This window comes from Pseudoalteromonas sp. '520P1 No. 423' (genome assembly GCF_001269985.1).
GTDB lineage: Bacteria > Pseudomonadota > Gammaproteobacteria > Enterobacterales > Alteromonadaceae > Pseudoalteromonas.
In genome coordinates, this window is sequence record NZ_BBZB01000002.1 from 909,432 (window position 1) to 936,431 (window position 27,000).

Genomic DNA, 27,000 nt, shown 5'->3' on the forward strand with positions numbered 1-27,000 from the left:
TAGAGCAAACTTAATAAGTTTAAAATCATAAAGCTCAGATTAATAGTTGTTGGTTGTATCTTGTACGAATAAAGTTAGAACAGAAAATCAGAGCTAACTTTAATTGTTATTTAAACTGGTTGCCGTTCAACTTATCACTTTTAGAATATATTTTGTTACTGGCTAAAACCGTATTTTAATTTTATAGAGTTTAATGTTATTCCTCTTATTACACTGTATTAGAATTCAAAGGTTGTATATCTGTCTTTATTTGTTTTGTAGTTTCTTTATTATTAATGAAGCTACTTTCATAGAAATCACATAGCACATGCAATGGAACTGGTGTTCTGTTTGAACGACAAGCAGTTAGTAAAATAGGTTCAAGGTTCTGTTTTATAATGGATAAATTAAAAAAATCATTAGAGTTTTGACATTCGTTGAATACTTGAGCTAGAAGCTTGTCTTTATCTAGTTGAATCGAGGTGAGTTCTGCCCCATGCAATTTATTTTTAATATAAAAGTGATGCTCTGAGTCATCTTTAGGATACCAATATAACATAGTACAGTGTTGAAAATGTTGATTTACAAACTTCAAAATTTCATCATTTAAATTATCAAGTTTATATAATGCCGAAAAGATAGCTAATGTAGGATAAAGAATGCTTGCTTTAGTAACTTTATGTTTATACTTTATATCCGTTGATGCTGGATGTTCCAAAAGCTCATAAAACTTATTAATATTTGATGGATATTTAGCATTACCTGTATAGCTAATAAATGACAAGTTAATTAGATGTGAAATCCATTCTGCAACAAAAGAATCATGTTCGCTATCATAACTTAACAAATAAAGAGCTAAGAATATGTCTATAGCTTGGTCGTCTTTATAAGGAGATAATAATAATGGGTTGTTAATTATCATTTCTTTAATCGAGCTAGTACACTTTTTTATTTTATCAATAATGTTTTTGTTTTCTTCAGGTTTTATGGCTAAAAGTTCATTTTGTAAATGAAGACCATAAATAGCAAGTCGGCTTAACAAATCGAATAACTTCAAATTAACACTTACGTCGCTTTGTAAACCAATAGCTACAGATATCCCATGTTTTATATTCGTATAAGGCAGTATTTTATTTTCAATATAGTCAGATGAAATTTTATTATATGTATTTAATATAGAATAATATGCTTTTATATTTTTATTGTTTTTACCTTGATCTTTTTTCGCTATTTCCCAAGCGAATAAGATACTTTTTTCGGCAGCAAGGTATGCCGTTTCTATGTTTCCAAGATCACGACCCCAAGAATATAATATCCATAAACAGACATTTATTTGACTCAATCTTTTAGGCTCAACAATACTTTCATGTTCTAAAATCTTATTCAGCAATATAATAAAGTGTTTTATTGAAGATTCTGGATTATCTATTAGTGCAAGTGACTTTCTAAAAAGTGATTGAAGGGGAGAGCTCAATAACTCTTCGTTTAATAGATACTCCTCTATATAACCAGCAAGTTTGTCCCCGTTCCAGTTTTCAAAACTAATATTTCCTTGAGTATTTCGCTTTTCGTAGCCAGAGAGATCTTGCTTAACATTCGTGTTTACATCTCCACCAAAACATGGGCAGATCACTATAGGCTTATTTAAATGTTCAGGTGGAATTCGAGAAGGTATGTAGGCATCTAATATTTGTTCTAATGATGGTTTCAGGGATTGAAGAGAGCTAGAAAACCAAGTGGCGCGAGTTAAATTTCCTTCTTTTACTGAGAATAGATAAACACTCTCAACTCCATTATTGATTGACCCTACAGCTGCTATATCTACGCCAAATTCAGGGGTGCCACGCATTGGCTTCGTATATACATTTAGGCCCATTTGACTTAATAAGTCAGGCAAAATAGCATCTAACTCCTCTCTTTCCTGTAATAGCCCTAAATACTCCTTTATGATTAGTTTCATTCAAATTCTCCATTTCTAAAAGCACAAAGCATATAGTTAAGGTTTATAGGGTCTAAAGTTTCTAGTTGAGGTAGTTCCATTGAAAAGCTATGAGGGTGAAGTTCATGTTCTGATCTAACCGTCTTTCCTGTAGAGGGAGTATATTGAGTTATCATTTTATTCGAGTAAAGTAGGTGTACTTTATTAGAAAAAAATAGTTCAGTAAGTGCTCCTTTTGGGGCTTCTTCAAAACCTTTTTCAAACTGTTGGTTCATATAGTTATTGTGTTGCTCATAATGGCTAAGGGGAGCAAATAGTTCAGGAATGTGGATCTGCCTTAGCTGCAAGGAATGTTGTTCCATTTTAGATTTCAATATTTCTAGTTTATGACTTATTTCAGGATCTTTTTTTTCAATTATAAGATTTAAATATTTACCTAACTCACCAGGGTAGCTGATCAGTAGAGGATCGAATAAAAGTTTTTCTACTTCTATTTGGCTTTTTTCATCTACTATTTTTAGAATTGAAACTAAGTAACTAGCTATAGTTATCGGATGTGTGAAAAGCCAGCCAAAGGCTTTTTTAGCAGCTTTAATTGGATTTTGTTGTTCCAATTCTGAAATATATTCTATCTCTAAATTTTTGTTATTTTTTTGACTTATCAATTGATACGCAATTTTTGATAATCGGTACTCTTTAGATAAAAATAGTTTTGTAAGTAAATAAGAATAAGCTTTTGGATTTTCTGCTATTTTATGTGAAAAACTTGAAAATAAATCAATATTAATTGACTGATTATTTTTAATAAATTCAAAAAAAATTTTTGACGGATAAAAATCATCATTACCATTTAATAGGCCATATAAAAATAGATCTAAGTTAGCTACAAATTGAGTCTTATCGATAAAATTACCATGAATTAATTTCACAACCTTAAAAATCAGATCCTTATTTAGGTAGGTTTGGTGATGAGAAATGTTATTAAAAAAAACTTCAAATAGTTCTACGTTATCTTTCTCAGGAATGATTGATAAAACTTCATCATACGATGTATCCTTTTTGAATTGTGATATCCAAAATATAACATTAATTAGTTCTGACTTGATATTTTCGGAGCTCTCTGTATTAAACTGTTTTATTAGCTCAGGGATTTTGAAGTTATCTATTTCTTTTTGAGTTTTTAAACTATATAAAAACATTGATTCTATGGCACTTTTACGATGAAAATCTACTTTGGAACGTAATAGTTTATTAGTTATAGCTATATATTCTTCATAGCTAATCTCGTAGTAAGCAGTTAGGAAAAAAACTAATAAATCAGAGTCTAACTTAGGCTCTATTCCACTTTTAATAATTTCTAAAGTGCTTACTAAATCCTTAGAATTTTCTTTGAAGTAATTTATCAACCCATCCCTAGCCCAATAGCAATTAGATATATAAGAGTTACTTTTTGATAAATGATTAATACAATTAATTACTTCAGATATAGGCGATTGTAAATGAGACAGAGCTTTATTGTAAATTTTTCGAATAGTATGAGAGTTGGCTTCCTCGTTCTTTGATATATCAATTTCAGAGAGCATAAAATTTAAATTGAATATATTATCGTTATGAAGTTTTACAATTTTATTTGCAATGTTGATTGTTTCTTCATGATCCAAATGTTTTTCATGAAGTAAAAAATTTTTAATATTGCCTTGATTGGCACTTTCTAAAATTTCATCTAAATATGACACTGTTAGTCCATTAACATCTTTAAATTCTGATAATTACATCACTTTTTTACTATTATTGAAATGAATTTATACGAGATTACTCAATAGGCATAAACTTTATAGCCTAATTAGGTCTAGGTGTCTTTGGCAGTTTAATTATTCTAAAAATAAAAGCTGTAGTAAAAGTAGGCTTATAATGATTTTAACTTCAAAGCTACCTTTAGGTTCTAAGCCACTTATTTTGTGGTAAGTGGCTATGAAGGATTTCAATAGGTTTTTAACCATAATTTTCTCTGATTCACTACAAACGTAAAATCACCTTAAAGAATACAAATTAGTAAATTTTATTTAGATAGATCATATGATTAAGACTTATTTTTATATACAACATATATTTATTTGATACACTAAATTTAAGATTAATTTGGGTCTGTTCAGTATTATTTTTCTTAATAATAGCTTTAAGAAAATATGATAAGCAGTTTTTAAAAAATATAGTTATAGGACATTCATGCCAACTTTTGATTATTTTAAGCAAGCTCAAAGTTACTATGCTCAATCTCCCGCAATAATTCTAGGGAGTGGGGCTTCAGCAGCCTTCGGCATGTCAGGTATGGGGGCATTAGCTGACCATCTTAAATCTAGCGTGGATAACTCAAGTTTAGAGGCGGATGAATGTATTGAGTGGGATAAATTTGTCACGCTACTTGATAAAAATGTTGATTTAGAAACTGCACTGCACCAAGTCAACTTGTCAGATAGATTGACGGCGGAGGTTGTGAGAAACACATGGTCATTGATAACCCCTGAAGATTTGAAAATTTTCAATAATTCATTGAGTATACGTAATTTTTTTCCTTTAGGTCGTTTGTTGAATGATTACTTTAAAAGTACCGCCACATCTATTGATATTATCACGACAAACTATGATCGTTTAGGTGAGTATTCGTGTGAGCAAGAAGGATTTCACCATTACACAGGTTTTTCTCATGGTTTTAGGAGGCTGTTAAAAGAGCCTGAATACTTACGGTGCGAACGAGTAGTTAATATTTGGAAAGTGCATGGGTCACTTGACTGGTTTAAGTCAAATACGAGTGAAGTTGTTGGGTTTGGTAATGTTACAGAAATACCTAATGATTTTACTCCTCAAATAGTTACACCAGGAACTGAAAAATATCGTATTACTCACTTAGAGCCATTTCGAACCATTATAGCAAAGGCTGATCATGCAATAGAGAATGCTAAAAGTTATTTAGCAATTGGCTTTGGGTTTAACGATCAACACATACAAGAAAAGCTCATTCAAAAATGTTTGAGAGATAAAGCTAGCATTACAGTAATAACTTATCAATTAAGTGATGCTACTAAAGCATTTTTATTTGAAAGTGGCATCGAAAACTTTATCGCAATAGAGCGAGGCTCCAATGATGATGAGTCAATCATATATTCATCCATGATTGACTCACCCATTACAGTAGGCGAAGACCATTGGACATTACATGGTTATTTAAATTTAATTCTTTAAGGAGAAAGTATGCCTCTATTTAATTATTCAGACGATGACGCTTTAGGTAAAGTTATATCGGTTGATACGACAACAATTATTGTAGAAGTTGATAATGCTGAGCTTTTAAAACGATTACAAGTAAATCGTTTGGCAGTTTTACAAAGTAGTAAACAAGGACAGCATTTAATTGGGTTAATAAGCCAAGTTACTAGAAAAAAAATTGGTGAAATATTAGATGATAACGATTCTGAAGCGCTAAATGAATTAAATTTATGCAAGGTTGCATTAATTGGCACATTCTTAAACCGTGATGGTGCAGAGGCAAATGTATTTAGGAGAACTTTAGAAAGCGTTCCTGAAATCGATGCAAACTGTTTTGCTTTAGAAGGCGAAAACCTGACGGGCTTTATGCGTATTCTATCGAAAGTAGGTAACGAAGCCACTTCTTTAACATTAGGGCACTATACTCTAGATGATCAAGCTACAGCATACTTAAATGGAAACAAGTTTTTTCAGCGACATGCTTTTATCGGTGGTAGTACGGGGTCAGGTAAGTCGTGGACTACAGCAAAAATTATTGAACAGATGGCAAACCTAGAGGCATCTAATGCAATAGTTTTTGATTTGCATGGTGAATATGAGCCATTAAATCAAAATGGAATTCAACATTTTAAAGTAGCTGGCCCCGCAGATATAGAGGCTGGCAGCACACTGATGGATGGTGTTATCTTCTTACCTTATTGGTTATTGTCATATGAAGCGCTTGTATCTATGTTTGTAGAACGAAGCGACCAAAACGCTCCTAATCAGTCAATGATAATGTCTAGAGAAGTTAACGCTGCAAAACAGAAGTATCTAACCAATGGTGGACATACAGATGTGCTTGATAATTTCACCGTAGATAGCCCCGTTCCATTCGATATTCAGGATTTAATCACTGAACTCAATGATATTAATACTGAACAAGTACCTGGAGCTAGAGCTGGAACAACAAAAGCAGGTGAGTTTAACGGAAAGTTGAGCCGCATGATCGCACGTTTAGAAAATAAAATGACAGATAGACGGTTAGGTTTTTTATTTCAAGGTGGAGCAGACACTATGCAGTTTGGTTGGCTTGAAAGTTTGACAACTGCATTGATGGGGAGTAGTTCTGAAAATGGGACTGGAGGAATAAAAATAATCAACTTCTCTGAAGTACCCTCTGATATTTTACCCCTTATAGTGTCTTTAGTTGCTCGGATTGCTTTTTCCCTACAGCAGTGGACGCCATCTGATTTAAGGCATCCTGTGGCACTTATGTGTGATGAAGCTCATTTGTATATGCCTCAACGAAATACAGCAGGAGCATCAGATGATATTTCTTTGGATATATTCGAACGTATAGCTAAAGAAGGGCGAAAGTACGGTGTTAGTCTTGTTGTTATTAGTCAACGCCCTTCGGAAGTAAATAAAACAATGCTAAGTCAGTGTAGTAATTTTATATCTATGCGATTAACTAATTCCGACGATCAGTCCGTTATAAGGAAATTGTTACCTGATAGCTTAGGCGGATTTAGCGATATTCTACCAACGTTAGATACTGGTGAGGCATTAATTGTTGGTGATGCTTGTTTGTTGCCAAGTCGAATACGTATTGATGAACCTATAAATAAACCTAATAGTGGTACAGTGAATTTTTGGGATGAATGGCAAGAAGCTACCCCTGCTGACCGATTAACAACGGCAATTGATAATTGGCGAAAGCAAAATATGAGGTAGTAGTGTTGCTGGACTTCTAAGCTTTCACGAGACATATATGATAGTAGCAATATATCTCTTTTGAGTGTAAAGAAAAGAAGTTCAGCCATTAGTTGTATTAGCCTTAGAAAATTGTATCGGCTAGTTTTTGCATTGATAATTTGGCTTCATAAGGTATTTCTGGTAAATTTAACCCGTCATAACCACCGACTTCTAAAGGCCCGTATCCATCCCATTCTTCACCTGTATATCTATTAATTGCAATATGTTTATCTTGCGTAATATCGAAGCCGTTTTGTAGTCCGTAATAGTACCAGAACCATTTTTCGTTATTAGACATAGAAGTTTTAAGTGATGATTCATCTTCGCCAAAATATGAATCACTACTATTTATATAAAATGCAATAGCTTCTTTAGAGGGGTAATTTAATAAGGTAAGGATATTCCAGCTTGTATATAATTCATGAAATTTAGGTGAATGTTTAACAAGTTCTTTTTCGAATAAATAGTCTAATGATTTAACCACTAAATGGGGAGCTTCCTGAAATAGACTTGTCCATTTAGATTCATGCTCAGAGTAGAATATATCTGAAAAAGATTTAGTTGATTGAGGTTTGTTTAAGTTACTGAATTCTAGGTGCTCTCTTTCATTAGTTAACTCACTTAATAACTCTTGAAATGGTTGTATTGCCATAAAATTATCGGCTACTGAATTTCTAAGAGGAGAGAGTTCCTCTCCTGCGAGTCGTTTTTCGTACCAATAATCACCAGCTATGTTATCAGAATCACTTTCGTAGTAATCCAACTCACTAGTACAAAGCACTAAACCACACAAAAGAGCATCAGTTGAACCTTGCTTAATTAATACCCTTAATTGGGTAATGAAGTCTGAATGAAGTCGTGTTACTTCCTTAACGTCATCAAGTTTGTCTAATTCATCTAAGTAAATAGCTTCATCTAAACTTATTAAATAATGAGCTATGTTTTCAAGGGTAGACTTTTCGAAAGAGTAATTCAGATCACTAATAGATTTAGCAATTTTTAATGCTGTAGCAGCTTCATAATTCAAGTTTAATGCCCGCTCAAAACTTTGTTTTTGTGAGTGCTCTTTTTCTCTTGTTGTTATTTTTTTGATAGGGTCATTACACGCTTGAAAAGCAGCATAACTACCATAACCATAATAGGCAGATACAAACTCATAAAGGTGGGATTTCTTAGCTTTAAAGTTTTCTGGAAGTAATGCTGAATGTAGAGTGTGAACTAAAGTTTTGATATTCATTATAAACATATCCATATGCTTGAGGCAGAACTCTGCTGGCAATCAATACCACACGCGATTACGGCTGACTTCTCAAGCTACGTAATGTTTACAAAATTTATGAATCATTAGTTTTCTATCTTTCGATGAGGTTGCTGTTTTTCACTCGCGTGCAAGTGTGGCTAGCGCCTTGATTTAAAGAATATAATTATTATTCTAAGATTGCAATCTAGATATTTGTTTTTGTATATTTAAGACTTTAAAGTTGTTAATATTTTAGAATAAAAGATTGATAAATTAATGGATTAAACTATGGATGGAAGGATACTCGCTGCTGTAATTGGAATCTTAATTACATCGCTATTTACTGCATTTGCATACTACCGAAAATTACAACATGAAAAAGTAAAAACAAAGAAAAGTATTCTATATTTCCTACTTGAATACCGTCATTTAATAAAAACGCATTATGTTGACTCTCGTGAAATATCTAAAAAATATATGAAGTATTGTGTAGAGCATTTTAAGAAAATTGGTTTTTGGCAGGAAGATAATTCAAATATAGAGATTGAAGCTCTTATATCTGAATTCATGGGGAATTTAATTAATAATGGCAAACCAACAATTGATGATGAATTTATTAGCTCATATGGAAAACGTTTAGAAGAATTAGCTAAGGATGATCCTTTTTTAGCACATAAACTTAGAGGAAATGAGGGCTTATTTTCGGCAGTTGAGATTACTAATCAATATGTTGATAGCTTGAAAAAATCAGATGTATTTGAAGAGAATGTCATCTTTACTGAGATCATAAATAAGAATCTAGCTGGGCATACAGATGAAAATATCAAAGCTCTACTAAAAGAAATAGATAAAGACATTAAAAGTGTCGCAAAAGAAATGGACTGGAGCACAAGGTATAAGTGCTGGAAAATAACAAAAGATATAGAAAAGCCACCGATCAATTTTGATGGATTGGGATTGACTGAAGAGTTAAATAAAATGCTTAAACAGGTTGTTGAAACTTTAAAATCAAAAGAAAACATAGCTCAAAAAAATATGTGAAACATTTCAGAAAAGGTAATTAATTTATAAATATGGATATTTATTTAAAAAACATTTCAAGACGGTGGAAAAAAGAGTGCGAACATGCTGAAAAAGTTATCGTTTTAAGCCCATATATAAACTCACCGACTGCTAATTCAGTTTTATCAAATGCTGAGAGTAATTATTATGAAATATACACTTTGTTTGAACCTGAACTATTTATAAATAAAAGTTCTTCCTTAGAAACTTTAATTAAATTAGCTAAATGTGGCTGTAATATTTATCACTTAGATAATTTACACTCAAAAATAGTTTTGATACCAAATCAATTCGCAAGTATTGGTAGTCAGAATTTGACTAGTCGAGTTACAAAAAATTTAGAATCGTCTGTTGCAATCAAAGATATTAAAATGATTACTAAAATTGAAACTCAAGTGAATAAATGGTTGCTTGGAAGGCGTTTAATCACATTAGAAATGATGCTTGATTTGAAAGAAAAAATTAAGCATCTAGTTAAAAAGTATGAAGGTATACAATTAGAATCTGTCCAAATTGACTTCGATGTTAAGTTAAATGAATTTCATAGGGAAATGGATAAAAGGGAAGCCATTCGACTAAAAAGGGCTGAAATTGAAGAACGCAAAAAAGAAAGTAAAATAAAGCGAAAGACGGAAGTTAGTCAGATTAAAAAGATCGCTTATTGGTTAAACCCTAGTTCGATGATTACAGATCAAGATGCTCGTAACTTTGTTGCTGAAATTACTTGGTGGCATACACATTCATCTGGGAAGCCTGTTTTAGCAAAAGGGTTTGCTAAAAAGGTTGAGCGAACATCTGAAGGCTTTGCATTAAAGTTTGGGGCTAATTACTTTTTAGTTGAACTAGCCCTACAAAGGGTTAGAAGATTAATAAACACCTATCTTAATGACTTTATTGAAGGTAAAAACATTCAACTTGATCTAATAAAAAATGAAATTGTAGACATAATAAGAAGTTCTGTCGCTAACTCACAACTAAATCATTATAAAAGAAAATATCGAATTCAAGACGGAAACATGATGTTTGGTGCTCAGTCAATACATGCATTAAGTGCTGCTGATTACTTAATAAAAAAATCTTGGCTAAGGAGTTTAGTATAGTCATAGAATAAGATCTGTTTATGATTCAACGATATAATGCAAACTATTATGATTTCATTGTTTAAACTTCAGACTTCGAAGGGGGGATTCAATTCAAAAAATTATTAGTTACTTATGCTTTATTGTTTTTCAGGAGTATCATCTTTTGGTTTGTTTTCTTTGATTTCAATACCATGAAGAAAGGTTATATTTTTTCAATACAGCGTAATACATAATTATACCTAAGCCAATAAACACACCAATTCTTAAGACCATGTAGATAAATATATTCATAACAAATGCTTTTCTTAACAGTTAGTAAGTAGCTCCTAAATATTAGCTTCGTAAGCTAAAAACTTTTTAGAGAAAACTTAGATATCCTCAACTTTATATTTTTACATATTTGAAAAGTTAATGTTCTTGAATCTAAGGTATTGAATAATCTTGAATTAAAACATTGTTAACAATATAATTACATTTAAAGTAATTACTTCAAAACGAAAGATTTTAATTAAGGATAATAATGAAAATAAAAACCTTAGGTTTATTGCTATTGGCTTTAATGCTTTGCTCTTGTGCCTCTACTGGAGCTAAAAAAGCACCAATGTTGCAGCTCTCAAATGAAACAATGCTTGCAGCTAATAATAACTTTGAGAAGTTATATGAGTTATGGTTGGAACCATTTTTTAAAGGAAAAACATATCTTCATACTGGTAATTATATTAATTGGGATGGATATGGTAACAACAAAGCCTTTATAGATGGGTTCAGTCGTTTTTGTGAGGTTACAGGAAATACAGTCCAATCTAATGCCAAAACCGTTAATCAAAATGAAATACAGGCACAGTGCCTAGATAGTGAGGGAAAATTACTATCTAGTGTAAATGCAAAGTATTGGCACTTTAGTTATGAGTCACCAGAAACTTTAGCTTTAATTGAGAAGAAAAAAGAAGCTAAAAGTGAACGAGCAAATTTATATGCTAAAAAAATAAAGCTTAATGGCCCAACGGGGTGGATCTACTTTGACGATGTTAAATATCGATTGCTAAGAATTGGTACATTAAACACTAGTCACCCAATGGTTTTAGAAGAAGTTGAGAAAGGCTTAAGTAAATTTACTTATCTTGAAGATTACAAAGAAATAAGAAAAACAAAAAACAAAAAGGGCTATTTAGGTATAAAGGCAATATTGCATGATGGCAGTACAATTGACTCGAATATCAAATTTAAAGAGTTAGGTAAAAAAGGATCAGCCGTACATTTTGGAGCACGACAACACAGGTTTGTAGTTGTAGACAATGACACAAATGAGCCTTACACATTAAGTTCATGGTCATTACCAGAAAAAATGATTTTAGATAGCCCTGATAAATGGAAAGAGATAAAGAATACTAAGCTTAAAAGCAATCTTCTACCACTAATATCAAAAAAATATCGTGAGGATATCACCTTGGAAGTTGGTAAATTACTCAATAATTCTAATAATGAAGGTTGGAGTTCATTAATACCACATAAAGAAATTAATGAAAGATTGGTAAACTCAATGATTAGTAGTTTAAGAAGTGATAGTCGTAATGGGTGTGCTGAAGGTCAAGATTTATCTATGGGGGTTATGAATTTAGTTGAATATGCTAAGTGCACTACGGCTAAACATGAACTTTCTTTAATCAATAAAGGGTATTCTATTTCTTCAAGCAATACTCCACTGGCATATTTTTATTTACTGAAAAAAGTAAGGAGTGATTATGTGGGTTAAAGATTAATCGTCAACTCTTATGCTATTTTACCAAAATAGAATTAATTTATTTCCATTAAGCTATAAAGCACCTTAAAAGGTGTTTTATAGCTTAAAAAGCAACCTTTTCCCCTTTTGATATGTTCATAAAGAGTAATCAGAGGTTTGAGTTCCCCTTTTTGACAGTCAAAGAAATATAAAGGTGACTTAGTAAATTCTATCGTCATATCAGGAAATCCAGTGTAATTTATACCTAAGATGCTCATAAACATAGAGGCATAGTTAAGAGAAAAAGTTTAGCAGACAGCTCGATAAGCATCTGGGTCTGTCATGTACATTTTGTTCATAGAGTGAGATTTTTTAGTTCCAATCTCTCCCTATATAATGCTTGTTCTTCCACAAATAATGTAGACAGTTTCAAAATAAATAACCCTTTGAGTCAGCTGTTATTCTATATGGGTATAGGAAAGTATAGTGAGTTCTGGTAATTACCAAACACTTGGTAAATTAGCTGAATGTTTTAGGAATAATAGTGCTTATAATCACTATTATGGCTAAAAACCGCCGTTATAATGCTTATAGGCACTATTATGATGTCTTCGTTTAAACTTAAGATTTTTAAAGGGGTATTCAATTCAAAAATGATCAGTTACTTATGGTTGATTGTTTTTAGGTGTATCATTTTGGGGCTTATTTTCCTTTATTTCAATATCATGAAGAAAGGTTGGATTTTTGAATATGACGTAATACATAATTATACCTAAGCCAAAAAACACACCTATGCCTAAACCTATGTAAATTAATATGTTCATTAAAATTCCTATCTCAATAACTATGACTTGGAGTATTAAGAGGCCCATTAAGTATTAGCTTAATGGGCCTTTTTACGTAATTTCAGGGGATAATTAATTTTGTGACCACTGAATTTTATATCTAATGTAATCATAGGTATAAGGTGCATAATTAATCGAAAAATATCTAGCTACGGCCTCGTATGCTTCTGAGTCACCTAAGCCTACTTCAGGGTATTTAATGGTCATTAGTTTCATGAAGTTAGAAATCTTAGATCCAATCTCACCCAATGTGGTAGAAGCGGCTTTTATATCAATGAGTATATTAGTCAAACCTTCATTTAGATCATTGATTATTTTTTCAATCGAATCCGAATCACCTACTAATAGCTGGAAATCGTTGTTATCAACAAGGGCAACGGTGTTTTTTAATTCATCTTCTTTTTGTGAAATGGTCTGCATTTTCATCCTATTATAATGATTTAGGCTTTGGGTTTTTCAGGGCCTGCAATAACTAGTACATATTTATTGCAGGAAGTTCAGACAGTTAGAGTTTAATAAACAATTGTATCTAGGCCAAACGTGTCACTATGAATGTCTATTTTCTCAAGCGGCATTATTTGCTCTATTTCATCTCGATTATCAATAATGATTTTCCAAATACAGTTGGCAGTAAATTGACCAATAAGTCCTACTGTTTTTTCACCATAATTGAATCTGGCTGAATAACTAGGGTGAATCTCAACCTCTAAGCTATTCAATTGCATTATGTTTTTCAGTTTGTTTGCAATAGTTAAATTCATTTCGGGTTCTCTTTAAAATTGGTGGCAATAGCCGTTTCAAGTAGCGTCATTATGTGAATCCAAAAATCTTTAGGCAAATGGGATTCGCTTTTTTTGGAAATCAGTAAGACTAACTTTATAAATAGATATCCTATGAATATATTCAAAACTTTCAGTTAGATAGATTATTTTACATAGGTAACTTTATGACTTTAAATTACTTTTATTTAATTCAGAGTCATAGTTTGATTTAAGGGTTTTGGCATCTAAAAGACAAACTTTTCCAGATTTACCAACTGCAATCATAGTTTTATGGATTAAAGCAATTTGAATAACGTGAGCAGTTGCAGTTTCACAAGCTAGTTGCTCTGCATGCGCTAAAGTTTTATTGAACTCTCCATCATCTTTCATCAATTTTGCCTTACTATTTCTATCATTCTTAACTGCTGATTTGCTAAACATAAGTCTGAATATCAAACTCATAGTTATGACAAAGCTAACGATTGAAATGAGGATATAGGCTAAAACACTCATTTATTGATACCCCTAGCTAAACGGCTGATAAAGTATTTTTGTATGACTCGTAAATACAATTGACTCATATTAGAAGCGGAATATTACCGCCAATTTAATGGTTAATTTACGTTTACAAAACTGACCGTGAGTCTTATTATTTTGTAATTTTGCAAGGTCGCCTCCCTATTAATTTGTCCATTATGACGACTAAAATTCATTTTTATAGCTATCAGATGAAAATAAAAAAAGTGCTGTTTTGGTTGTTTTTTATGGGTTTTATTTTAAAAGTACAATGCATTTTTAAAACCAATTTTTTGTGTTTGTGCAGGTTTGCTTGATTATCACGATTGCAAGATATTGATAGATTATTTGGTTTTTAAAACGCTAATTTATGACTTGAATTCAAACTTTTGGGTGCCTGCTATATTCACTTTTTTATCTCTGTAAATACAGTTTATTTTTAAAATGTTCACAGCAAATAATTATGCTCTTTCACGCGATTTTACAGACTTTATAGCTCCCATTTTCCCCGTAAAGTTTCGCGGACAATATCGATATTTAAACAAATGTAAAATCACTATTTAATATGCTTGTTTCGAGCTTTGTTTAGCGAATTACAACATGCTTATTTCGAACTGCGTTTGGCGTTTTATTTCTAAAATACAAGGTGTTAAAAATAATTTTAAGTTTTTTTATTTGGGATGTCATTGATTCTGAAATAGAAACTAAAAGGTGGAGGATATCGCCCTCATTTTAGATGTTTTAATCGTTAATTTTTTGCGTTAACCTAAAAAACTGTCGTTGATTTAGGCGGTTACAATTGTCTGTAGAAGGGTAAGGTTTTAGTCTTTTCAGCGTGCAATGTGCTTTTACAAAAGCGCAACTTTTAATTGTATGAAAAATAGTCTAGTTAATAAAGGTATGAGAAAAAATAAATGGTGAGCAAAATGGGCGATAAAAAATATTCATATTGCAGCGGTAAAAGCCGCATTGATGTGTCGTGTCAAAAAGTTGGGAGAATGTGGACACAAACTCCACCTGAAGCTGCTTATGCTTTAATGCTAGATAATGACCCAGAAATTAAAACCTTCGCTACCCAACCTGCAAAATTTAAATTTAATGGGCAGACTTATCAACCTGACTTTTTAGTTGAATATCATGATGGAAGGAAAAAATTTATTGAGGTGCACTCTCGAAAATATCAAAGTGAAGAATTTGAAGAGCGAATAGAATCATTTGAAAAGGCAGTTGATGAGAAATTTGGTGCTGAATTTGATTTGATATTCAATGATGAAATTGACCAGACATATGTTCGTAATATTGAACATTTATTTCAATATAGTCGTCTCACTGAAACCGATATAAATAAAATCATCAGATATGCTTGGTATTTACCTGAGAAATTGCGTCTAGCTGAAGCTGAGCAGTACCTAAAAGAACAAATGGGAAGTGGCTTTTCTATTCGTGTATTGATGTTACTAGGATTATATGATTTTGATTGGTACAAAAAAATTGATGAACACACGCAAATAACTAGGGCGGTGATGTAATGGGGGCTGCAACTTCACTGCTAATGCGTGAGTTTGAGATACCAGAAAAAGGTCTATGCCGTGTTATTCAGGAAAAAAATGGCAAGATAGGTTTTGAAGAAGTGGCAAACCCTTTTAATGGCTTTTATGTTAAGCGGGAAACATTTATCGCAGACTTAAACGATGATGTTGTACTGTCAAAGCCTGCTGCAAATGATGAGTACCAAATAACGCCAAGAGTGAAGCGTCATATTAAAAAGCGTAAAAACTCTTTGTTGATGATGGAAGTGTTGGATAATTTAGATTACAAACCTGCTTCAAAGGATACATACAAAGAATTTAAACTACGTATGAAGGAGGAGTATGGTGATAGTTGCAAAGTACCAGGCTTTTCTACTTTGTGTGGTTGGTGGTGTGACTATCGGCGTGCAAATTGGGATATCGCACGTTCTATTGGAGTTGATCCAGTTGCGAGTAAACGGATATCTGAAGACCAAGAAAAACTAATTTTTAAACATCTGGAAATTGCCTTTTTAACCAAAAATAATGGTGGTAAAAGTTTAATTGATGCCCATGAAGACTTTAAACATGATCCAGAAGTTGCAGCATTAAAAGAAAAACCAGTGTCATATTCTACATTTAATCGAAGACGAAAAGAGATCCTAGAAATAGTCGAAATAATGGCGACGGGGACACCAGAGGAAAAGCTTGCTGCTGCGAAGAGATATAAAGGAAAATTGAAAATAGATAGGATATTAGAACGCGTAGAGCAGGATGCGTCTAGATATAACTTATCTCTCTTGTTTGACGATGGCACACCGACAGAAGGTGTACAAATTTTTGCTGCTGTTGATTGTAAATCGGAATACCCATTAGGTATTAAAGTGAAGTTTGGTAAGGGTGAAAGCTCTGCTGATTACCAAGCTCTGTTTAGGGAAATAATCACTGGTACGCGTTCTGGATTAAAAGCTAATGGTATCCCATACATGATTGTTGGGGATAATAGTGGCGGCGCTAATAGCTCTGTAACACGAGAGGTCTATAAAAACGCTGAAGTTAAATACCACACTTTACCGCCCCATATGCCGTGGGGAAAGGGATATATTGAAGGTTTTTTTCGGATATTTGAAACAGGCTTTTTACAAGGGTTTAAATATTGGTATACCAATAAACAAGGGGAAAAAGTTGAAGGTAGAGGAATACCAGGATACCTATCTGATAAGGAGGATTACAGACAACACCCAACGAAGAAAGCCAGAGCTTCAATGAAGGCCAGTGAATTTTTTAGAGTGCTTGATATTTACCTTCATCAATACGTGAATACCGCTAAAAAAAGTTTGGGAGGCAAAACACCACAACAGGTTTGGAATGAATGTAATGCAGCCCAAAATCTACCTAGGCTTACTGTTGATAATATGAATTACGCTTTTATGGTGACAGACACCGCTGTAACCCAAAAACTTTACCCTGATGGTCGGGTGTATTTTGATAATGCATATTATCAAAATGAAGACCTTAAACAATTACATGATGAGTTATGCAACAAAGGAATGTCAGAGGTTAAAGTCGATATTTGCCATAGTCGATTTGATGTAAGGCAAGTTAAAGTTATAGCACAAAATCCTAATGGAGTAGGGTCTGTTGTCACATACCCTGGGCGCTGCACTAATGCGGATATGGATGTTGAAATTGCGCATGGTACAGATAAACCACCTAAGATAGAGCGTACATATCATTTTCCGACTGAAATAGATGCTCCGTTAGTTAAAACGAAGAGGACGCCTAAAAAAGATGACAAAAAAGAAAAAGATGAAGATTACGATTTACATACACGAAAGGTGGCTACTTTTGATTTAGATAATCAAATACCACCAAACCTGAGTGAAGTTATAAAACAGAGTAACGCAGCTTTTAATACACAAATGCCAACCGAATCATCAGTTGATTACACTCCGAAAAAGCGTCGTTACAAAAAAGAAAAATTACCTGATACTAATCTAGGCTTATTGAATAAAGAAGATTTGAGAGGATGCTCGAACGAAGATGAAAGTCCAGATACGGATTTAAACCAGTGGCCTGAAAAATGATGCCTATATTACAGCATACCCTGTTTACGAATGTGGTAAGTCGTATGCAGTTAGTACATAAGCAAAGTGGCCGAGTAAAGTTCTCATTAGTTGTCACGGGAGTGTCTGGTACAGGGAAGTCAACGTTAGCTGATTGGTATGCTGAGCAATTTCCAGAGGTAGATACGTCTGAGGTGACACTTAAAAGGGTTTTGAATGTGCATCTGACCAAACCAAGCAGTCCCGTTAATTTGGTTGAACAAATCATTCACGCTTTGGGCACTTGCACTACAGCAAAGCGCCAAAGCTTGGAAGGGCTTGTTTACCAGTTAAATTACCTATTGAAAGCTTGTAAAACCGAGTTGATTATTTTAGATGAAGTACAAGAGTGTTTACCAGATTCAGATGGCATACGAGCACAAGCAATGGCAAAAGCGTTTGTAGCTATTATTGATAAATGCAAAGTTCCTCTTGTGTTGATTGGTACACCAGCGCTGACTCGAATACTAAAGTTAGAATACCTAGCAGATACAAGTGGCATATCACGAGAAGAGCAACTTTCACGTCGCTTTATTGCACCATGCAAATTAAATATTTTTTTAAGTCATTGTGATTCTTGGATGAAGGCTATTAACTTTTTTACCGAAAAGCATGGAATAAGAAAGTTGAACAGAAATGATGTTGAACTACTAGATAGATTATATGTAGCAACGTATGGACGTATCGGATTGATTGAAAAGTTATTTTCATTCGCAAGCTTCGATACATTTTCTGATTTAAACCAAGTATTTCATGATGCGTATGAATTGTCTGATACCACAGGTGAAGCCAACCCATTTAATCTAACTGACTACACCTATGCTGCCATTAAGAAAAAGGCGCAAAACATTGAAAGAATATACTTCACTCACAGTAAGGTTAAATACAAAAGATAAAGAGTCCTTAATTGGCTTTAGTATTAGATTAGCCCAGGCGAACGGGTTGTTTTCGCTAAAAGACTTATTTAGTCCCAGCCAAATAAACCGCTTTAGCAAAGGGTCATTATCTGAAATAGACTACTATTGGCTGAGAAATATACTTAAAAAAGAAGTGGCCTATACAAACACACAACTAAAGCTTTTCAACCATCCTTTATATAAATTCAATAGATTAACCAATCCTAAAGTGTGTATTCAATGTTTAAAAGAAAGACACATACATCAAGACCACTGGCAAAATATACATAAACTGAAATGTGATATTCATCATACTCAGCTGATAACACAGTGCCACAGCTGTAAAGCGCCTTTAGAGTGGGGTTTCCCTTTATTAATCGGGCGATGTACTAACACAAGGTGTTTACAGCCTTTAGTAGAAATGGCGCTTTCAATACCACCAAACATAAGCCCACAAGAAATAGATGATTGTTTGTTAGTAGCACAATACATTAATGGCAGAAATGAGTTTAATCCTAAGAAATCATGCCACTGTGAAGTTAAGGATTTTAATCAGGCACTATTGGTGGGCTATAAAGCACTAAATGATAAAAAGGTATTTCAAAGTAAAATCATAGAACCTTTGATCACCCATAGGGTTAATCAGTCGGCTTATCCAGCTAAAATTAAGTTGCTGAAACTATATCAGATAATCAGTCAGTTACAATCTGATTGGCCGATATCTCGCTTGCTCAGTGCGATATATCAAAAACGTTTAAGTAATCAAAAGGGAAATTGTGAATGCCCACCTCTTGTAATACAGGCAAGGTTACTACGCCAAACATGTGGATTAACTCATACCGACTTAAAGGCATTGCACCAAGCTAAAATACTGAAATACAACAACTACAATAAAAATAACTATCCACAAACAACACTCGATATCTCCCCATTATTCCAATCATTAGTCAGCTCAAGTCAGTCAACAACAAGCAGTTTGAAAAGCTTAGAAGAACTCAAACCAGAGTTTGAATGCTATCGCACACCAATGCATGCGCTGATCATAGCAATGCTGCAATCAAAAATAAGATTCTGTTACCACCCAAAAATGGACTTAATGTCATCATTACTTGTTGATAAGCATGGATTAATAAAATTTTGTAAAAGTTGGCTACAAACACATGATGAAACCAAGTTGTCACTAGATGATTTTGTGAAGGTGTTTGATGTTGATGATGAAGCTTTTAGAGTTATCAAAATGTCACTTGGGATTAATGCTAAGTACCATCCAACAAGTCTTTCGACCTTTAAAGGTATAGCTGATTCAAGAAATTACATTTTTAATTACCAGTAAAGAATTGAGAGTCATTAACGTGTTACTTGATACGTCCTTTATTCATAAATTACTTTTATATTTGAATTTCAATATGATACATGTTGAAATGTTGGTTTGATTAACAGTTTGTTAATGAATTTCTAAGCAAGATTCTAAAAAATAATAAAAGGAATTGTAATGAGCGATAGCCCCTTAAATACCCATTTTAATGAGCTAAAAGATTTATCTTCTAAAGCAAAAACACATGAGGATATACTTGAAATATCCAAAAAAATAAAAGACTTTAAAAATGGTTATGGGTATTCATATCAACAACCATATATATTAACTTTCTTTTTCTTGAGCTTAGCAGCCTTATTGGTAAGTTTTTTATCTGAAAATGAAACTACAATAATTGCCTCTTCTATTTCGTCAATGATATTTGGTGTAATACTAATGCATAGGGGTGGAAAAAAAGCCGATATTGCAAGCAACTTAGTTGTTAAATCAGTTGAAATAAAAAATGGTTTAGTTAAACAGTCTATAAATGGAAAAGATCTTTGGCGAGATTTAAAAAGTAAATTTTCATTATTTAATTGTGGTGACGAAAGTCAAGAAATCACAGAATTATTACTGGGTACTACGGATCAGGGGGTCGAGTTTCAGATATTTGAATTTCAATATGTTGATGTTAGAGAAGTTGAAGAAGAAGATTCTGATGGAAATAAAACAACTAAAGAAGAAAGGACAACACATTCAATTACAGGGGCACTCACAAAAGTAGATAACTTTAGTGGATTTACAATAAATACAAGTGGTTATAAAAATAAGTGGAGTTCAGCCAGTAAGCACTTCAATAAAAGATTTAAAATTAAATGTGCAAATGAAATATTAGCGGCTAAATTTTTTACTCCTTCAACTGTTCTAGCATTTGAAGATAGATATACAGGTCTTCTATCATTAGATTTCAAAGACTTTGGTGATATATGTTTGGAATTTGATAGCAAAATCCTTCCATCAAATATGAGAGTTAAGTCAATTAAAAAAACAGATGAGTTTATTCATCAATTAGAAAGCCCAATTGAATTAGAAGTAGTAACACAAGCTAAAGAAGTTATAGACTTAATCTATAAAAAAACTAATAGAAAATTAAAGGAAGCTGTTTAAATGAATGAATCTATGGGAATTTATGTAGTTATTGGTTTTGTTTTATTATCAATATTTATCATGTATAACATGATTATAACTAGAATGAATCGAGCTAAACGAGCATGGTCTGATGTAATCACCTATGAAAAATTAAAACATGATGTATTACCTGAGCTACATAAATTGACAGAAGACTTTAAGGAATTTGAAACAGAATTTGTTGAAAGAATTACAAAGTTAAGGGAGGCTGTTTCAGGTTTGAATAATAATGTTATTGATGTGAATGCATTAAAGGAGACGGAAGAGCTATCGAAAAATGTATTTTCATCTTTAAAAGCTACAGCTGAAAATTACCCTGAATTAGAGTCTGCTAATATCGTAAGAGATTTAATGGCTCAAGTTGCTGAAAAAAATGAAAATGTAGCAGCTGCAATAACTATATATAATCGTGGAGTTGAACAATTTAACAACTCAATTGAAATGGTGCCGCTTAATATAGTGAATGCAATATTTGTAAATAAATCGAAATTAACTTGTTTTCATCAGTCAAATACCGTCGAGAGTTATGATTATAAACCTGATTTCTCTTAGTTGAGGTATTTAAGATAATGAACAATAGGATTTCTCTTGTTGTTCATTTTATGCACGGTAACAAACTAAATTTTAAAGTGAATCGCTAAGTAGCATCTAACAAGCCTTCGACCTATGAACAATAACTGATTCAAGAAAATACTCTCTAGTTCACACTTAAACCTTTTCGCAAATTTTCCTACCTTTGACCATACTTAATCTGTAAACTTGCGCGTTGCTGATTTTTGAGGTTTCTCAATGCCTCAAAAATGGCAAATACATTATGGAAATGAATGAACATGTATAAAAATATCCAGAGACGAATGAATATTTCAAAAACCCACCAAAAGTTAACTCCCTGATAGATAAAATAAGCTAAAGAACAAGATTCTGGCTATCAATGAATATTTACAGAATTGGGAATATTCAAAAGTTTTTAGTGGAATCTGAGTTCGGAATTTATACTTTTAAATATAACTTTTACATTATGTTTTCAAATCTAGCAGAGTAAAAAGCTCTAGGCTCTAACTGATGTGAAAGGGTGGACTTAACTTGCTGATTTTTGCAACAAATTAATAATGCTCTTGATTTATATTATAAGTAAATACTATTTGTTTGATATTTGTTCAATAGTCATCTTTATTGTCAGTATGAAGTTTAGACGTAGTGTCATTAATGCAGTATTACAATTCGTCTTTAAACATCATTCAGTTTGCATAGTTTTTTGAATGGAGCATTTTAGTGATTGTTTTAGAGAATGTTTTTTCATCGCTTGTTACGTTTAACTGAGTTTTTAACCAAATGAGTATAGAAACAGCAATCTAGATTAAAGTTGAAACGCTACGCCGGTTTGTGCATCATAGATGTGTAGAATAGATTAACGAGTGCTTAAGGATTAATCTAGGCGTAAATTTCAATATAACGATGAAACATCCTTAAGGTGTTTAATCAGAATATTATTTAAAAAACATCTGGTAATAAAATACAGTTTATGTAATTAATATTTCTTAACTACAGCTAGGCCTAAAGTACAAATAAGTATCGTGAATCAATGTAATAATATAAAAATTTATCTATGCTAATCAGTAATTAATCCTTCGCTGAAAATAAACTACACAACTACACTATACTTTGTAAGAGATATAAATAAGCACAGATGGATTTTGATTAAGCCATGTTCAACAGTTTTAAGTTAATTAAATTTGATCATTCATTATTATTTATGAGGTGTATATGAAGTTTGTACATAAGATTGCTGGCGCTTCCTCAGCTTTATTGTTTATCACAATTCTTTTATTGAATATTACGCAATATCTGAATGTAAAAGCACAATTAGAGCTGACAATCGAAGAAAGCATTATTGATATAGTTAATGGTGTTAAAAATACGGTGTCATCAGAACTTGCCGGCAAAAAATCTTTAGCAAAATATGCCACTAACATGGTAGGAGAAAACCCAACTCACGACCATATTACCAATGTAATTAGCCAACCCCATATAAAAGAAGCTTTTTTATTAATTGGAGGCGGTTATGAGTCAGATGGTTCTCATTTTAAAAGTGATCCAAGTTGGAATCCAGGTAATGGTTGGGAACCAAGAGAAAGACCTTGGTACATAGATGCCAAACAAGAAAGCGACTTAATTATTACAGACCCTTATGCGGACTCTGCTACCGGAGAGATCCTAATTTCAGTGGCAACACCAATTATGCAAGCTAGCAATTTTATTGGAGCCATTTTCTTTGATTTAAGTCTTTCAAGTCTGTCTGATTTAGTAAACAGCGTGAAACTTTTTGATGCAGGTTATGTTTTTATTGTGACTGAAAAAGGAACTGTTATTGCTCATCCTGAAGGACAATATAATGGTAAAAATATGTCTAATTTTTTACCAAGTGGTAATATCAAGAGTAACCAAATTCAACATGTCATGATAGACGACATAGAATATGATTTAAAATTTGTAAAAATTTCTGAGCAAGATTGGTATGTTGGTGTTGTATTAAATGACAAAATTGCTTACCAGTCAGTATATAGTATGAGAAATAACGCTATAGTGTATGGTTTTATAGCATTGATTGTAAGTTTTTTACTATTGCCATTGTTAATGAAAAAATTACTAAAACCGTTAGATTGTTTAAATGAAGCAATTAAAGATGTTGCATCGGGTAATGGCGATTTAACTAAAAGGTTGCAAACAGATACAGATAAAGAATTTGCTGAACTCGCTGGTGGATTTAATACCTTTACCAGTAATTTACAAGCACAGGTGACCAGATTAAAAGCGACCGGGAAAGATATTCTTAACGGTACTGAAGTTATGGAGCAAGGCGCGCTCTCCTCTGACGAAGCGATGTCTACTCAACTTCAAGAAATTGAGCTACTTGCAACTGCCATGCACCAAATGGCAACAACAGCCACTGACGTTGCTACAAATGCACGCAATGCGGCCTCCGCCGCACAAAAAGCAGAAGATTCTACTCAAAAAGGTTCTGACATTGTTAAATCAACAACCACATCAATAGAGGCCTTATCTCATCAAATTGAACAAGCTGTAAAAGATGTTGTCGTTTTAGAGGAAGCCGCACATAGTATTGAAACAGTGTTACAAGTGATAAATGATATTGCAGAACAAACTAATTTACTTGCTTTAAATGCTGCAATTGAGGCTGCAAGGGCAGGAGAGCAAGGAAGGGGGTTTGCTGTTGTTGCTGATGAAGTCAGAACTTTAGCTTCAAGAACTCAAGAGTCAACGACTGAAATCAGAAATATGATTGACAAATTGCAAGCAGGAACGACAACTGTATCTCAAGCGATGAAATCAAGCCAATCAGCAGCAAGTAATACGGTTGAAAAAGCAAGTCAGACCGATGAAGCACTTCATAGCATCTATAATGCAATAAAACTGATTAATGATATGAACCTACAAATTGCTTCAGCAGCTAATGAGCAAAGTACAGTTGCAGAAGAAATTAATACAAATACGGTGAGAATTAAAGATTTATCTATTTCTGTGTCAGATCAAAATCATAAAACTGTTGATGCTATTCAATTGCAAACAGCAGGTGTCAGAGAGCAAAATGATATATTAGAAAAATTCAAAGTTTAGTGAACATGAAAAGTAAGATTGAAACTTAAAAACTGATTTATTTCAATACAGTGATTTTAATACGGCATTAAAATCGCTGTATTGATTAAGGAGTGAAAGGTGCAACAGTCTAAAATTTTCTTTGTCATTACGAGTATATTATTGGCTACCAGTGTTAGTGCAAACAATTTAGGAAGTGAAATTGAACTGCTAAAAACACAACTCATGCAACTTCAAAAACGCATCCTCGAATTAGAAAAGGCAAATAACACACAAAAAATATCAGATCCCAAAATAAATAAGGCAATTGGCGTGAGTGCCAATGAAGCAAATAATTCATCGACAAAAAATGTCGATCTCTATGTATCATTAAGGCCCACATTTGGCCGTATTGATGAAGGAGATAATGAATTCTGGGATGTAAGAGATGCTTTATCAAATGCTGGTATTAAATCTACATTTGAATTTAGCTCTAATTGGAAAGCTATTTTGCATGGAGAATGGGGAGTAGATCTTTCAAATAATGGCGACTTTGGTAAAGCTCGACAAGTATATGTAGCCTTAGATAGCCCATATGGGCAGGTAGGGATCGGTAAGCAGAGACCAGTTCAATATTCGTTTATTGCTGAATATGTTGATATATTTAATCATAGCTTGAGCCCTTTTGCTTATGACCCCGAAAGTCCTTTCTTTGTGAATAATTTACTTACTTATAAAAAGCAGATTAATGCGTTTACTTGGATGTTAGCCAGTCAATTTGATGGTGGAAATGCAAATGATGACAGTGACTTTTTTAATGCGGGTGTCAGTTATGACTCATCGGGGTTTCACTTAGGATTAACTTATTCTAAAAAAGATCGTTTTATTGAAAACAATAATACAGGAAGTAATTTAATATATGCAGGCTCAATTGCATACACATTTGATAATGATTTATACCTAGCTGCTGGCTATCAAAATATAGATTACGAATATTTTAATCTCAAAGATAGGCAAGGACATACATTTGATATGGTGTTAGCTTACCCTATAAATAAATATTTTAAATTTAAAACAGGTTACTTTGATTTCGAAGACGGTATATCTGATATTACTAGCCAAGATTACCAAGGTGCTAATATTACTTTTGAGTGGTTGCCAGCTGATGGACTGAGGTTTCATTTAGAATATTTGTATAAAGACTTCGATGTAAAACCTGATTTTAGCTCATACTCACTAGGCTTTAGATATGATTTGTCTAAAAAATGGGAATTTAACTAAATATTTTTAGTAGAAAATTTGGTTTTAAGTTTGACTCTCGCATTGTATTAATTTATCAAGTACAAATAAGCGATTTAAATGTATTAACTTGAAACTTGTTTGCTGCAAAGAAAGTTAGCAAACAAGTTTATACAGCGCTAATTATTTTTAAACTTCTCGATTGCCGACTCTAGCCTTATACTTTTTTGAAATACTCTTATTCGGTATGATAGTACCGCCAGCATAACCCGTGTATTCAACTTTGTATCCTTGAGGGCTAATATCTACATAACGATGCATAAATTCATCGATTTCTCGTTTATCAATAGGCTGACTTTCAGTCTGTGAATCAAAATCAGATTTTGAGTATAGAGAAATTAAAGGGCCAAGGTAACCAAAGTAGCGTGCTTTGCTATAACCATTACTACGCATATAATCAGCACCAATTCGTGCGATAGATTTTGAACCTACTAGTAGTTCATCTCTTACTTTTCCGCCGCTTGCTATAGTTTGCTTTTGTTTATTGTGTTTATATTTAATATCAGCTGGTAGGGCATCTACACCACTGTAACATGTATAAAAATTAATGTTTCCAGCGTAGCTCTTATCTAGACCACTGCTAATCAAACGTTTACAAACATCAATTACACTCACAGCATCGGTAACACTTTTATTTAGAATATTGTTTCTGGTAGAGATATGGGTTGCGCCTGGTGAGCCATGACCTCGAATAAAAATTTCTGAATTAGTATTTCTAAAATCCCTGATCGAAGGTTTTATTTCATTATGTGTCCAAGTGACTATTTGGTATTGTCGAGTTTTAAAACCACCTATTCCTTTAACTATATTTTGACTTTCGGAAGAATTCCATTGCTCAGATTTAACTCTAAATTCTTCTGCTCCCTGCCCGCCGAAAGGGATGAATACTAAACCTTTTGGTTGTGGAACGAATTCATAAGGCCCTAGACCTTTAGCATAAAACTCCGCATTAACTTCAGCAAATAGCATAT

Annotated in this window: 20 protein-coding genes; 13 read left to right on the forward strand and 7 right to left on the reverse strand. The window is 32.9% G+C overall.

Annotated elements, in window-relative coordinates; genetic code table 11:
• Positions 1-208 precede the first annotated feature (208 nt).
• Positions 209-1,939, reverse strand: coding sequence for a hypothetical protein (locus tag PSA_RS22475; RefSeq protein ID WP_042148366.1), 1,731 nt, complete (start codon positions 1,937-1,939; stop codon positions 209-211).
• Positions 1,936-3,654, reverse strand: a complete 1,719-nt coding sequence (locus PSA_RS22480; RefSeq protein ID WP_042148363.1) for a hypothetical protein — start codon at positions 3,652-3,654, stop codon at positions 1,936-1,938. Before PSA_RS22480 ends, PSA_RS22475 begins: the two co-directional genes overlap by 4 nt.
• Before the next feature lie 490 nt (positions 3,655-4,144).
• Here PSA_RS22480 and PSA_RS22485 point away from each other — a divergent pair, with 490 nt between their 5' ends.
• Both PSA_RS22485 and PSA_RS22490 read left to right on the forward strand, forming a co-directional pair.
• Positions 4,145-5,158 (forward strand): SIR2 family protein, encoded by a 1,014-nt coding sequence (locus tag PSA_RS22485; protein ID WP_042148361.1) that lies wholly within the window; start codon positions 4,145-4,147, stop codon positions 5,156-5,158.
• 9 nt (positions 5,159-5,167) lie between these two features.
• Positions 5,168-6,898, forward strand: a complete 1,731-nt coding sequence (locus tag PSA_RS22490) for an ATP-binding protein (RefSeq protein ID WP_042148357.1) — start codon at positions 5,168-5,170, stop codon at positions 6,896-6,898.
• Positions 6,899-7,001: 103 nt separating this feature from the next.
• On the opposite strand, the gene PSA_RS22495 is transcribed toward PSA_RS22490, so the two are convergent.
• Entirely contained in the window at positions 7,002-8,156 is a 1,155-nt protein-coding gene (locus PSA_RS22495; protein ID WP_042148354.1) for a hypothetical protein, read from the reverse strand.
• Positions 8,157-8,447: 291 nt separating this feature from the next.
• On the opposite strand from PSA_RS22495, the gene PSA_RS22500 reads away from it, so the two are divergent.
• The 3 genes from PSA_RS22500 to PSA_RS22510 all read left to right on the forward strand — a co-directional run bounded on the left by PSA_RS22500 (position 8,448) and on the right by PSA_RS22510 (position 12,056).
• Positions 8,448-9,200 (forward strand): hypothetical protein, encoded by a 753-nt coding sequence (locus tag PSA_RS22500; RefSeq protein WP_042148351.1) that lies wholly within the window; start codon positions 8,448-8,450, stop codon positions 9,198-9,200.
• A gap of 32 nt (positions 9,201-9,232) precedes the next feature.
• Complete coding sequence (locus tag PSA_RS22505; protein ID WP_042148347.1) at positions 9,233-10,321, forward strand: phospholipase D-like domain-containing protein; 1,089 nt, start codon at positions 9,233-9,235, stop codon at positions 10,319-10,321.
• A 502-nt stretch (positions 10,322-10,823) separates the two neighbouring features.
• Positions 10,824-12,056 carry a hypothetical protein gene (locus PSA_RS22510; RefSeq protein ID WP_042148344.1) on the forward strand — a complete coding sequence of 411 codons (1,233 nt, stop codon included), beginning with the start codon at positions 10,824-10,826 and terminating at the stop codon, positions 12,054-12,056.
• An 884-nt stretch (positions 12,057-12,940) separates the two neighbouring features.
• Here the strand turns inward: PSA_RS22510 and PSA_RS22515 are convergent.
• From PSA_RS22515 to PSA_RS26060, 3 genes are all read right to left on the reverse strand, one after another.
• Entirely contained in the window at positions 12,941-13,288 is a 348-nt protein-coding gene (locus PSA_RS22515) for a hypothetical protein (protein WP_042148341.1), read from the reverse strand.
• Between the two features lie 92 nt (positions 13,289-13,380).
• A complete protein-coding gene (locus tag PSA_RS22520) occupies positions 13,381-13,629 on the reverse strand; it encodes a hypothetical protein (protein ID WP_042148337.1) in 249 nt (82 codons plus the stop codon).
• A 183-nt stretch (positions 13,630-13,812) separates the two neighbouring features.
• Positions 13,813-14,019, reverse strand: coding sequence for a hypothetical protein (locus tag PSA_RS26060; protein ID WP_042148334.1), 207 nt, complete (start codon positions 14,017-14,019; stop codon positions 13,813-13,815).
• 1,052 nt (positions 14,020-15,071) lie between these two features.
• On the opposite strand from PSA_RS26060, the gene PSA_RS22530 reads away from it, so the two are divergent.
• The 8 genes from PSA_RS22530 (at position 15,072) to PSA_RS22565 (ending at position 26,011) form a co-directional block, all read left to right on the forward strand.
• The gene (locus PSA_RS22530; protein WP_042148331.1) at positions 15,072-15,674 is read left to right on the forward strand and encodes a hypothetical protein; all 603 of its coding nucleotides are present in this window, start codon (positions 15,072-15,074) and stop codon (positions 15,672-15,674) included.
• Positions 15,674-17,740, forward strand: coding sequence for a hypothetical protein (locus tag PSA_RS22535; RefSeq protein WP_042148327.1), 2,067 nt, complete (start codon positions 15,674-15,676; stop codon positions 17,738-17,740). The genes PSA_RS22530 and PSA_RS22535 overlap by 1 nt, the downstream gene beginning before the upstream one ends.
• On the forward strand, positions 17,737-18,654 hold the full coding sequence (locus PSA_RS22540; RefSeq protein ID WP_042148324.1) for an AAA family ATPase: 918 nt from the start codon (positions 17,737-17,739) through the stop codon (positions 18,652-18,654). Before PSA_RS22535 ends, PSA_RS22540 begins: the two co-directional genes overlap by 4 nt.
• Complete coding sequence (locus PSA_RS22545) at positions 18,608-19,987, forward strand: hypothetical protein (protein ID WP_042148321.1); 1,380 nt, start codon at positions 18,608-18,610, stop codon at positions 19,985-19,987. Before PSA_RS22540 ends, PSA_RS22545 begins: the two co-directional genes overlap by 47 nt.
• A 159-nt stretch (positions 19,988-20,146) precedes the next feature.
• Positions 20,147-21,115, forward strand: coding sequence for a hypothetical protein (locus PSA_RS22550; RefSeq protein ID WP_052380101.1), 969 nt, complete (start codon positions 20,147-20,149; stop codon positions 21,113-21,115).
• Positions 21,116-21,688 (forward strand): LemA family protein, encoded by a 573-nt coding sequence (locus PSA_RS22555; protein ID WP_052380100.1) that lies wholly within the window; start codon positions 21,116-21,118, stop codon positions 21,686-21,688.
• A gap of 1,212 nt (positions 21,689-22,900) precedes the next feature.
• The gene (locus PSA_RS22560; RefSeq protein ID WP_042148319.1) at positions 22,901-24,772 is read left to right on the forward strand and encodes a methyl-accepting chemotaxis protein; all 1,872 of its coding nucleotides are present in this window, start codon (positions 22,901-22,903) and stop codon (positions 24,770-24,772) included.
• Between the two features lie 99 nt (positions 24,773-24,871).
• Positions 24,872-26,011 carry a porin gene (locus PSA_RS22565; protein ID WP_042148316.1) on the forward strand — a complete coding sequence of 380 codons (1,140 nt, stop codon included), beginning with the start codon at positions 24,872-24,874 and terminating at the stop codon, positions 26,009-26,011.
• A gap of 147 nt (positions 26,012-26,158) precedes the next feature.
• On the opposite strand, the gene PSA_RS22570 is transcribed toward PSA_RS22565, so the two are convergent.
• The gene (locus PSA_RS22570) at positions 26,159-26,998 is read right to left on the reverse strand and encodes a hypothetical protein (protein ID WP_042148313.1); all 840 of its coding nucleotides are present in this window, start codon (positions 26,996-26,998) and stop codon (positions 26,159-26,161) included.
• Positions 26,999-27,000: the final 2 nt, after the last annotated feature.